The sequence below is a fragment of the Niallia taxi genome (assembly GCF_032818155.1).
GTDB classification, from domain to species: Bacteria; Bacillota; Bacilli; order Bacillales; family Cytobacillaceae; genus Niallia; species Niallia taxi_A.
Genome location: NZ_CP102589.1, coordinates 2192184 through 2204530, shown reverse-complemented (window position 1 = coordinate 2204530; position 12347 = coordinate 2192184). Strand labels below are relative to the sequence as shown.

Genomic DNA, 12347 nt, shown 5'->3' with positions numbered 1-12347 from the left:
TTTGATGGTTTCTTATTCAACTAACCTGCCCTTTAGCACCAGTGCAAAAAAAGAGCTTAATCCTTACGGGATTAAAGCCCCCTATTATTTAAGTACATTGGTTCACAAACTTCCGTTATTAGTTCATTTATTACAGGAATACAGCCACTATAGTCCAAAAAGAAAAGGTGAACCTTAATTCTTTCTTAAGGTAACACCCCTTTAAATATTAATTTAGTCACTCTTATGTTGATATGTATGTTTGCTATCAGTCAATTTCTTTAGATTACCTCTAATAAATGTATCTTTTAACTCGTTGATTCTTAATGGAATCAATGGAGAAAGATAGGGAACACCTACAGATTTCAGACTAACTAAATAAATAACCAAAACAGTTGCTGCAACTGTTAGCCCTAAATAATCTAAATAATGACCAATAATTAACATAAGGAATCTTAGGGTAACTTCGGCTGCACCAAACCCTCTATATAAGACCAAAAAACTTGAGAGAGTGGTGATTCCCACTATTATTAGACTAACAGGATGAATGAGTTTTGCTGTAACTGCTGTTTGTCCAATAACTATCGTACCAATCAGTGAAACTAGAAGCACTGCACTTTTAGGTAGTCGAAAGGAGGCATCAATTAACATTCTTATAATTATTAATAATATTAACATCTCCCAAAAAGTTGGCATTAGCTCAACGTCCGATATCACTAGCTTCGTTATTTTTTGGGGGAGATCGTCTTTATGAAAATTAGCAATAGCAACGTAAATTCCAGGCAAGAAAATACCTGCGAGAAAACCTACAAATCTTAGGAATCGTATAGAAAACCTTCCGAATTTCAAATGATATTCATCTGGTGCTTGTATAAATTCAACAAAAAGGGAAGGCGCAATAATTGCGTGAGGAAAACCATCAATTATGACAACCACCCTTCCTTCATATAAAGCAGAAGAAAGGGAATCAATCCTTTCTGAAACTCTCGCTAAAGGAAATATAGTAGATGGTTTACCTTCAATAACATCTTCAACAATTCTTGAATTAGGAAGAAACTTAAGATTAGTTAGTGTATTGATTCTCGTTTTAACTTCTAATAGTATTTCATTATCTACAATATCATTAAGGTATAAAATTGAAATAGCTGTTTTGGATTTTGTGCCTATTTCCAACTGTTCTACACAGAAATCTGGTGTCTTTATTGAACTTCTTAATATATTTACATTTGTCTTTAGTTTCTCCGTTAATCCAATTACCGGTCCCCTTGGAGAACGCTCGCCAAGTGACTCTTCAATACTTCTTTCCTTCCACATTACGGAAGGGATAATAACTGCTCGTGTAGTACCGTTAATTAATAAGACTGTATCTCCATTTACAATAGCATCTATTAATTGATTAAACTTATAAGAAAATTTTATTTCTAGTGCTTCAATCATTCCTTCTAAAAAATGTTCTATAGTATTGTTTTCTTTGTTATCAGTATAAATAAATTCCGATAAAGGCTTAATAACAAATGCCTGTAATAGTTCTGTATCTATAATTCCATCTAGATAAATTATACCAACATCGCATATGCCTGAATGGACATGGCGTACTTTTAAATCAGATGAGTTGTGGAATATCTCTTTTACTTTTTTTATATTTTCTTTTAAAGATTTAGTTATAACTGTATCCATAACTCTTGACTCCCAAGTAATTGTATTTTACTTAGTATTTGGAATTGTATTCCTTTTATACAAGTAGATAAAATAATCCCACATTAAGAATGGAGTTAGTATAGTTTTATGGACACCACTTAGTTAAGTCCTTACAATGTAAAATATGGAAGGATGTTTCCGTATGGAACGTAATAACACAAGCAAAAAATACTCAAAAGCCAACTAAAGGTTTACTTCTACACACAGATTTAGGTTCACAATACACTAGCTCAGCATTTATGCAATACGTTCAATCTCGTGGTATTATTCAATCATTTAGCCAAAAAGGTTGTCCTTATGATAATGCCTGTATCGAGTCCTTTCACGCTATTTTAAAGAAAGAAGAAGTAAATCATGTACAATATCAAGACTACCACACAGCCAAACTAGCGATGTTTCCATTTATTGAAGGTTGGTACAACAGAAAAAGATAACATAGTAGTTTGGATTACAATACTCCCCAGACAAGATCAAATGAAACAATCAGCGTAGTACTTAACTTTTTTGTGTCTAAAATATTGACTCAAATCCAATATTACATTTCCTTTTATAAAGAATTTGTAATTGCTCTTTACAGTCCTTGTCTTCAATACTCGGCCTCATATATCCTATTAACATTCACTTTCTCCTATTATGTTTTTAGCTTATATTTATGATAACATAATCCGGCATTTTAATTGGATAAGTAATAGCTGCTTACCTCGAAGTCAGATTACAGAAAACCAATAATCGCTCCTTCTTACTATAGTCATTTTTCTGAATAATTATTAAAACCTTTACTCAACTTGTTATTAACAAAAATAATACGATATTTTATAAAATATTTTATCCCTCTTCCTAATAAGGGTCTATTATGAGACAATCTAATTTAAATTATATCTAATCGATCTTTGAATTAACATCTACTATATTTTAATGTATTTACCTTATTTTATTGATGTTTAGTTACTTACTAAGAAAGGAGTGTACAGATTTTGGATGTAAAATATTTTTTTATGGATGGAGTATTGTTTTACTTGCGAGTTTTGCGTCCTTTCTTTCTGGTCCAGGCCAAACCTATTCAAATTCTGCCTTTATTGATCAATATATCCAAAGCTTCGGTTGGTCTCGAACGAAGTCTCTAGTCTTTACTCCATAGCAACATTATGTTCAGTTTATTTGATTACTTTTATAGGACGTTTTGTGGATTAATTCGGTCAACGGACCATGATGGGAATAGTCAGCATCCTTCTTGCTTTTGAATAGCTTTGTATCCAATACGTGAAATACTTTTATGCTCCTATAGCATAAATAGGAATAAGAAATAAACCAGAGGACGTGTGAAAGGTTTCACTTAATACAGATAGGTAAGGGTTTGAGGTTATCGCTCCCTTTTCCCCCTGTTCACACCGTACGTGCGACTTTCACCGCATACGGCGTTCCAACTAAACCAATTTATTGTTTTCTATGTATTTAAGCAGTTAGAGTGCTGGATTCCAATGTTAGATAATTTCATTTTGACATTTTAATCGTAGTTTATTTACTTTTTCTTTCTGCTTTCTATCTAGATTTAAAGATTGTAAAAGATTTTTTATTTTAACTTTGTCTCTTAGATGTATCAACTGATGTATTGCTTTATGAACAACAATCAAGTTTGAATAACTGTCATCTCTGGACAGTGAAAAAGGAGTTATATGATGGCAGTGCCATTCATTAATTCCTAACTTTTCATCTAATATGGCACATTTTCCATATTGTGCGATAAACTTACTGATTCTGTTGTCATTGTACTCAATTGTTCTGTTTGGAATGTAGTTTTTCATGATATAAGAGAGCGTTGTTTTATCAATAGCTTTCAGGCTATTGTGTATTTTATCTCTACCTTCGGTAGTAAAGTTACAAATCGTTTGCGAGAAACACAGTGGAGTTCTCCAACGCTGGGCATGTATGGGGACAAATACCATCTGTTGTATCTTAAATAGTCTCACATTATAACCCTTGTACCTCTTCTGTAAGGTTTTTGTCATATCATGAATACTTGCCTCTGTTCTAATGTTCTTTAATTGATTATATATCGATTTACGAAGATGAGCGTTTAACTGATTAAGATTAATAGTAATGTTTGTTGCGAAAGCGTAATAGTTTTGGATACCCATAACGACAGTATTGAAATTCCAAACAGTTTCAGCACAAGGTTTTCTTTTGACTACTTTTATAGCCTTTTTAATCTGTCGGGAGGTATTTTCTTTAGCCTTTTTGGACATATCAGACCTCGCTACATAACCAAACCTTGTTTTTCCTTTCCTTACAGCCTTTATTAAGAATCCAAGGAACTCGGAAGAGTTTTTCTTTAGATTTATTACTTTCGATTTCTCCTCGCTAGTTTCCAACTGCAGTCTTTTTCTCAAGAAATCTCTCAATGCGTAATTCATTCTTATTGCTTGTGACCTAGTTCTGCACAGTACCTTAAAATCGTCCGCATAACGGATGATAAAACATTCTTTTAACGACGTTTTCTTTAGCTGCTGATATTTATTACCAGAGGTGGAATAGGTATATCTGCTTTCAAACGTTTCCCATTGGTCACTAACCCACCAATCTAATTCATTTAACACAATGTTAGATAATAAAGGTGACAGTATACCTCCTTGCGGAGTACCTTTAATAGGTACTCCTTCCCCTTCAATCTCTGCTTTAAGTAGCCTAGATATAATGGAAAGAAGTGATTTATCCCTAATACCTATAGACCACATTTGCTTCAAAAGCTTGCTATGATTAACGTTATCAAAGAATCCTTTAATATCCACATCAACACAATGATATAGGCCCGATTGGTTAATGAGAAACTCAAGTCTGGCTTTGGCATGATGCGTGCTGCGATTCGGTCTAAATCCATAACTATGTTTATGGAATTTTGCTTCGCAAATTGGCTCTAAAATTTGAAGTATGCACTGTTGAAAAATTCTATCCCATATGGTTGGAATACCCAAAGGTCTAGTTTTCCCATTTCCTTTTGGAATAAATACGCGCCTTACTGTTTGTGGTTCATACCTTTTAAACATAGATTGAACCTTTGCTATTACATCTTCTACTGTTAAATGCAAAATATCATTAATTGTTAACTTGTCAGTTCCACCAGTTTTACTACCAGTGTTCCTTTTAATGTTCCGGTAGGCAAGTCGTATATTATCTTGAGAACTCATTAATTCTGTTAATTCATAGAAGCTATGACCACTGACACTTTGAGAATATAGTCTGTCAAAACAATCTTGCATACTATAATACTCGCTGTGCCTCAATTTCTTCCGTTTCAATAAGTTGGTGACTCCTTTCGGAGTTAAACCTCTTTTAGTCTTACGAGAACCTTATTAATCGATAAAGAACTGCCTTACTTGGTTCAATAAATCTTTATTAGTCTAGTGGCTATCCCTCCATGTGGATTAGACATTTCATAGGTACTGTGCCACCACTTTCACTGATATAAAGACAAGTTATGCAGTAACTAGTATCATTATTGCTTTCCTTGTCATCGTTTCATTAGAAGTAAGTCCTCCACGTTATCAGTTTACAACGTTGAGTTATATCTATTATAGAATGAACTTAGGTGCTTCCTTTAAGCCTGTTAACGTTCATACGCCTGTAACGTATCATGGGTTTTTATATTAGTTATTCTTACTCACCCACAGCTAACCTCACAATTTGGTGATATACACATTTCTATGTATCGCAGTTATAGACCCGTACATTCAGAAATTTGTCAGCTTAACCTTTACTTTTAGGTTTTTTCGCATTCTCACCATATTCATTCAACTCAAGCACCATGAATTACACCACTCCATCGAGTAGGCTTTCGTCAGCCGAACTGATACGGTAATTTCTCATGCCTTTTCATCGAGCTTATAACACTTTCATCCTTACTAAATCAGTGCTATTCGACTAAGAGAGAACCCTTCCGAGCGTTACCTCATCATTTGATTCTTTGATATAACCCTTCAGTTCCGAAAGGAACTGCCTAATCTTTACCGGAGTAATGTATCCATCCTCCATTTAAACTAGGAACATTTCGCACAACTAACCTGCCTCTTGTCTTCCATAAGCTATTTATATATTTATTACAAGAATGCTGATATGAAAAAAGACCCTAGGTAATCCTAAGATCTTATTGTCTGTTAATTATTTGTTTTTCATATAATTTTGGTAATTCTTATTTCCACCTGAAAGGTTATAAATATCTTCAAACCCTAAATTACGCATCACATTTTGTGCAGCATTCCCAGTTACTCCACCATTACAGTAAGTTACTGTTGGCAAATTAGGATCAAGTTCTTTACATTTCTCACGCAATTCGCCTAGTGGTATATTTATTGCAGTCGCCACTTTTGATACATTATATTGTTTTGGTGCACGTGTATCAATAACTTGAATAGATTCTCCCTTTTCTATTCTTTCCGTTAGTTCCTTGGGTGTGATTAGCTTATTTTTCTTATCAATAGCATTTTGTAAGGCCATTCCAGTATACATAACTGGATCTTTTGTTGTGCTGAATGGTGGTGCGTAGGCAAGATCAAGATGGAATAAGTCTTCTGCTTTTGCTTTAAACGTAAGAGCTGTTACAAAGACATCAATTCGTTTATCGACTCCTTCTTCCCCTACTATTTGTACACCTAAAACCCTGCCTGTTTCTCTATCTGCAATTGCCTTAATGACTATTTCTTTTCCGCCGAGGTACTCTGCTCTGGCTGGTTTAATATTATGAAGTATTTCAATATCATAGCCTTCTTCTAAAGCTTCCACTTCATTCATACCTGTTTGACCAACAGCTAAATCAAATACACGTAGTATGCCAGTGCCTAAAATACCTCGATGTTCTAAAGAGCCACCTGTTATTACATCTCCAGCTATTCTTCCCATTTTATTAGCTGTACTTCCCAATGGACGATAGATCGGTTTTCCTGTAATTACAGAGTAACTTTCAGCAACATCACCAACAGCATATACATCAGGAAGATTAGTTTGCATTTTAGTGTTAACTGCGATTGCACCAGTAGTACCAATTTCTACTCCGATATCCTTAGCCAATTGAGTGTTTGGACGAACCCCTGTTGCTAATATCACAATATCCGTTTCAATTGATTTTCCTAATTTAGTTTGTACTTCTTTCTTACTTATAGCAGTTACTTCATCATTTAAGATGAGGTTTACTCCTTTTTTCATTAAATGTTCTTCCACACGAGAAGCCATATCCTTATCAAGGTGAGCCATTACATGATTACTACGTTGAACTATTGTGACATCTAAGCCCCGATGAGTTAGTTGCTCTGCCATTTCTAATCCAATATATCCAGCTCCAATTATCGTTGCTTTCTTTGGTTGGTTTGCTTTCATATATTGATCAATTGCTGCTGTATTTTGTATGGTACGCACCTGGAAAACATGCTCACTATCAACGCCATTAATATCAGGAGTTATTGGAGAAGCTCCTGTTGCAAAAACTAGGACATCGTATGTGTCTTCTTTTATTTCATTTGTATCTAAGTTCTTAACTTGAACTTTCTTCCTCTTTGCATCAATTGTAGTTACTTCATGACGAGTAAAAATATCTACATTGTACCGCTTTTTAAACCAAGCAGCACTTCTTGGAGTCAACGTTTCTATATCCTCTACTTCTCCACCTAGAAAATAAGGAATACCACATATGGAATAAGAAATGTCGTAGTCTGCGATATAGAGAGTTATTTCAGCATTTTCATCGTTCCTACGTGCTTTTGCCGCTACTGATGTTCCTGCTGCAACAGATCCTATAATAAGTACTTTCATGATTAATCCTCCAAAATTAGTATCAATATTCTTTGTGTAATTAACTATTCCTTTTCAATTATGAAAGTATAGAAAGCCACAGATATAAGCCGATTAGGGTTATCAAAAGAGTTGGAATAGTTAAGACAATACCTGTTTTAAAATAAGTCCCCCATGATATTTTTACGCCTTTTTGAGATAAAACATGAAGCCATAATAATGTTGCTAATGAACCGATTGGTGTAATCTTAGGACCTAAATCTGAACCAATAACATTCGCATAAATTAACCCTTCTTTTATTACTCCAGTAGCACTTGTATCTGCAATTGCTAAAGCATCAATAAGTACCGTTGGCATATTATTCATAATGGAAGATATAATAGCCGCGATGAATCCCATACCCAAAGTTCCTACAAACAACCCTTGATCCGCAGCTGCTTGAATAACACTCGAAAGCAGGTCAGTTAAACCAACATTACGTAATCCATAAATTACGACATACATCCCAATTGAGAAAAATACAATTGCCCATGGAGCTCCATTCACTACTTTCTTAATAGATACCGCAGAGCTTCTTCTTGCAAATATAAGGAAAATAATCGCAATTACACCAGCGATGAGTGAGACTGGAATCGACAGGAATTCGCTCACGAAATAGCCAACAAGCAATACAGCTAAAATCAACCAGGATAAACGAAACATTTTTAGATCTTTAATTGCATCTTTTGGTACTTTTAATTGGTTTAAATCATAAACCTTTGGAATTCTTTTACGGAAGTATAAATACAACACAAGGATACTCGCTAATAAAGAAAAAATATTAGGAACAATCATTCGGGATGCATACTCTACAAATCCTATATTAAAGAAATCAGCTGAGACTATGTTCACCAAATTACTTACTACTAAAGGTAAAGATGTAGTATCGGCAATAAAACCACTTGCAATGATAAACGGAAAAACCATTTTCTCGTCTAACTTTAACGCCCTAACCATCGCTAAAACGATTGGTGTTAAAATTAGTGCTGCCCCATCATTTGCGAAAAACGCAGCAACAATAGCCCCTAAAATAGCAACGTAAACAAACATCTTTAAACCGTTACCACCAGCCGCTCTTGCCATATGTAAAGCTGCCCATTCAAAAAAACCAATTTCATCTAAGATTAATGAAATAATAATGATAGCAACAAATGCCAGTGTTGCATTCCATACAATACCCGTAACGTCAACGACATCATTGAAATCAACAACACCAACTAGAAGAGCTAATATAGCCCCGCCACATGCTGACCAACCAATTGAAAGATTTTTCGGTTGCCAGATAACTAATGTCAGTGTTATTAAAAAGATAATTATAGCTAATAAAGTATGTAGCAAAGTTTTAACCTCCGTTAATTACATATAATTCTCAATCCATTTTTCTCTAGCCAAACAAACTTATCTCGTTCACTCGGTACATGTTTTAAAATATCTTTTGTCAGTAAGTAATATTCACTTTCTGTATTTAGAGAATAGACTACCCATTGCCCTTTTCTTTGTTCTTTCACAATCCCAATATCCCTTAACTTTCTAAGATGCTGACTGATTGCAGGTTGGGACATTTGAAAAATTTCAACAAATTCACATACACAGCATTCTTGTTCAGCTAACATGTTCACCATGGTTAATCTGGTTTTATCCCCTAAAAGTTTTAGCACAATTGCAGTCTCTTTTAAGTCTTGAGATTTGTCCTCTTTCATAATGATTACGACCACCTTTCATAGGTTAATTCACTATATAATTATATGCTTATATATTAATAAAGGAAAAGGGTAAATGTCAATACTAATTACATTTACCCTTTTTGCTCATTTATTCATATTTATATTTATTCGGATATTAGGAGCAACAAGTGTCTGTATCACAGCTATTAACACTTTTAGCATTTACGAAATTTACACTACAAACCCCTGTTTCAGGTAAATCTAATGCTACTTTTTTCGAAGCTTCTATATCCCCTGCCATATATGCAGCTATTGAACGTACCTGTTCATACCCCGTTGCCATTAAAAAGGTCGGTGCCCTACCATAGCTTTTAGATCCAACTATATATAGGTTCTTCTCCGGTTGTCTCAATTCTTTTTCACCATGAGGGCGGACTGTTCCACAGCTGTGAAGATTAGGATCAATTAAATCAGAAATGGCTGCTACACTTTCAGTAGCAAAATCAACTTTTGTTCGTAATTCATTTAAGAAAGAATAATTAGGTCGATTTCCTGTGTTGACGATGACTTCATCAATTGATTGAATTTCAGATATTACACCATTCGCTTCTCCATTAACCGTTATTGTTGCGTTATTATTCTCTTTCAATTGCTCAATTCTAAAAGAAGTATGCACTTTGACTGTCCCTTTATCTACCATTTCATGAATTCTGCTACCTAATAATCCCCTTGCTTCTAATGCATCCTTTTCTTCTCCACCATATGCATCCTCTACACGTTCTTTCCGAATGATCCATATAATTTCTGTTTCTGGATGCTCTTCCTTTAATTTCTCTAATTCAAGCAAAGCATTAATAGCAGAGTGCCCACTTCCTACGACTGCAACTTTTTTATTTTTGTAACGGTTGATACTTTCTCCCAAGATATCAGGTAATCCATAAAAGACTTTTCCCCTTAGACTTTCCTCAGATTTTAGCCAAACCCCATTGGAGTTAGCTGGATTAGGGTTTCCCCAAGTACCAGTAGCATCAATAACAGCTCGTGCTTCAATTGCTTGAATTGTACCTTTCTGCTCTGTATAAATAACGAATGGAACATTCTCTCTGTTAGCTGTCTTCATTTTATCTGTATTTTTTTTACCTATAGAAATGACTTTTGTATTTAAAGCGATTACTTCTCGTATTTCTGGAATCTTTGTTAAAGGAATTAAGTAATTATCCACGAGTTCTTTACCAGTGGGTATTTCCTCTAAATTTGGTTTTTCCCATTCATATTTCTCTAATAAAGAAGATGCTGCTTTATCGATGTTATATTTCCACTGTGAGAATAATTTTATATGTTTCCAGGTAAGAATGTTTGCTCCAACTTCCGTTCCAGCTTCTAAAATAATCACTTTTTGTTTATATTGAATCAAATGAGCTGCAGCAGCTAATCCTACAGGACCAGCACCAATGATAGCTATAGGTAAATCTAAATCCATTATTCTTTTTTCTTCAACAGCATAAGATGGTTGACAGCAGTTGGACAAAATTTTAAATTCAGACATATTTATTACACTCCTTTTATAAGTAATATTCTTGGTTAAATAACAACTTTTCCATTAACATTACGTCTACAAATTTCCCTTTTAATCTCCCTTGATTTTTAAATAAACCAACCTCCCGATAATTTAACTTTCTGTAAAGACCTTGACCTAAGTTATTAATAGGAAAGGTAAAGAGTACTATTTTATAAAATTCCTGTAATCTTGCCTCGTCTTCTAGTACCTGTAATAGTTTTTGACCAATACCTTTACCTCTAAATTCCTTATGTATATATATTGAAAGTTCTCCTACCCCATAATAGGCAGCCCTAGTATTATAAGGATTTATTGATGCCCATCCTGTGATTTTCCCCTCTTCATTAACAGCTACAAATACAGCATATCTTCCCTGGTGAGCAGCAAACCAATTCTCCATGTAATCCTTGTCTTTTAAATCTTCCTCAAAGGTCGCTAATCCGTCTTCTATTCCTTGGTTATAGATTTCAAGTATTTCGTTTAAATCTTCTGCCGAAGCTTTCCTAAGCATTTATTATCCCTCCTATTTTATTTGACTTAAACATTAATTGACTTTATCAAATATAATACCTAATGAAAGCCACCTATCTGGTGGCACAACTACCTAATCCATCGTTTTTATTCATTGCATCAAGCAATAAACTTAGACTTTCTAAAACTTGAGAATGCTTATCTTCTTGAATATGAGTAAAGATGTTTCCTAAGTATTCTAACATTTGGTTAGATATTTCTTCAGCTTTTGCTTCACCTATTTCTGTCAAAGATAAAAGTACATATCTCCGATCATTTGGATCTGGAACCCTTAATATATATTGAAGTTCCACTAGTTTATTTACTTGTCTGCTTAAAAGACCAGTATCCATTATTAGCTTTTCAGCTAAAGTCTGAAGAGAAATATTTGGAGATTTGCCCAATTCATATACAATATGGCTTTGTGTTACTGTTATCCCACAACAATCAGAACCATCTTTTTGAAGAAGTCCAAAGTCACGAACTAGTTGTTGTAGTAATTCTCGAATTTGTATTTTATCTTTTGTTTTCATTTTCATCGCCTCTAACTTAGATGATAACGTCATTAATTGATAATGTCAATTAATTTTCTTATTCAACTAACCTGCCCCGTTTATACCATAGCTATTTTTCATTTATTACAGGAATGCTGCCCGGTTTGTACCATAAAAAAACCACCAACGAGGTGGTCATTGAAACCATTTATTTATCTAAGAAACGATAGTAAAGTGCTATTACATAATTACCTATAATAAATACTGCATACATTTTAAACATAAATGCAAAGAAACCTTTGTTTTTGAAATTTAATAACAGATAAAGAATAGACATTACTAATACAAGAATATATAAAGGTGCTATTACTAACTTTGAATATAGATCTGGTAACGTCATTTTTTCTTTCACCCTAGTTGAGATATTTCTTTTTTTGCTTGCAATGAGTTTATTATATCTCTAGACGACATCCTTTGAATACTTTAACTTATTGGATTTCTGATTGCAATAATCTGCCATTCCTGTTTTATAAACGGAAGACCTTCCCTTTTTGCAGCAATACTACCCTGTTTTTTTATGTCTTTTACCAATAGTCCTCACATTTAATTTATATCATTAAATGCCTAAA

8 protein-coding genes are annotated in these 12347 nt (G+C 34.0%); all 8 read right to left on the bottom strand.

Annotated elements, in window-relative coordinates; translation table 11 throughout:
• Positions 1–213: 213 nt before the first annotated feature.
• The gene (locus NQZ71_RS10945; protein ID WP_317010599.1) at positions 214–1656 is read right to left on the bottom strand and encodes a spore germination protein; all 1443 of its coding nucleotides are present in this window, start codon (positions 1654–1656) and stop codon (positions 214–216) included.
• Positions 1657–3158: 1502 nt separating this feature from the next.
• The gene (ltrA, locus tag NQZ71_RS10935; protein WP_455710047.1) at positions 3159–4970 is read right to left on the bottom strand and encodes a group II intron reverse transcriptase/maturase; all 1812 of its coding nucleotides are present in this window, start codon (positions 4968–4970) and stop codon (positions 3159–3161) included.
• Between the two features lie 859 nt (positions 4971–5829).
• Positions 5830–7473, bottom strand: a complete 1644-nt coding sequence (locus NQZ71_RS10930; protein ID WP_317010598.1) for an FAD-dependent oxidoreductase — start codon at positions 7471–7473, stop codon at positions 5830–5832.
• A gap of 58 nt (positions 7474–7531) precedes the next feature.
• Positions 7532–8830 (bottom strand): arsenic transporter, encoded by a 1299-nt coding sequence (locus tag NQZ71_RS10925; RefSeq protein ID WP_317010597.1) that lies wholly within the window; start codon positions 8828–8830, stop codon positions 7532–7534.
• A 14-nt stretch (positions 8831–8844) separates the two neighbouring features.
• Entirely contained in the window at positions 8845–9192 is a 348-nt protein-coding gene (locus NQZ71_RS10920) for an ArsR/SmtB family transcription factor (protein ID WP_275007770.1), read from the bottom strand.
• 139 nt (positions 9193–9331) lie between these two features.
• Positions 9332–10702, bottom strand: a complete 1371-nt coding sequence (locus NQZ71_RS10915) for an NAD(P)-binding domain-containing protein (protein ID WP_394374104.1) — start codon at positions 10700–10702, stop codon at positions 9332–9334.
• A 16-nt stretch (positions 10703–10718) separates the two neighbouring features.
• Positions 10719–11225: an arsinothricin resistance N-acetyltransferase ArsN1 family A gene (locus NQZ71_RS10910; protein ID WP_317010596.1), complete on the bottom strand. Its 507-nt coding sequence runs from the start codon at positions 11223–11225 to the stop codon at positions 10719–10721.
• Positions 11226–11298: 73 nt separating this feature from the next.
• Positions 11299–11757, bottom strand: coding sequence for a MarR family winged helix-turn-helix transcriptional regulator (locus NQZ71_RS10905; protein ID WP_237944275.1), 459 nt, complete (start codon positions 11755–11757; stop codon positions 11299–11301).
• Positions 11758–12347: the final 590 nt, after the last annotated feature.

Coding starts and splice junctions, on each gene's coding strand:
- NQZ71_RS10945 (WP_317010599.1), bottom strand. CDS start 1,656: ATGGATACAGTTATAACTAAATCTTTAAAAGAAAATATAAAAAAAGTA.
- NQZ71_RS10930 (WP_317010598.1), bottom strand. CDS start 7,473: ATGAAAGTACTTATTATAGGATCTGTTGCAGCAGGAACATCAGTAGCG.
- NQZ71_RS10920 (WP_275007770.1), bottom strand. CDS start 9,192: ATGAAAGAGGACAAATCTCAAGACTTAAAAGAGACTGCAATTGTGCTA.
- NQZ71_RS10915 (WP_394374104.1), bottom strand. CDS start 10,702: ATGTCTGAATTTAAAATTTTGTCCAACTGCTGTCAACCATCTTATGCT.
- NQZ71_RS10910 (WP_317010596.1), bottom strand. CDS start 11,225: ATGCTTAGGAAAGCTTCGGCAGAAGATTTAAACGAAATACTTGAAATC.
- NQZ71_RS10905 (WP_237944275.1), bottom strand. CDS start 11,757: ATGAAAACAAAAGATAAAATACAAATTCGAGAATTACTACAACAACTA.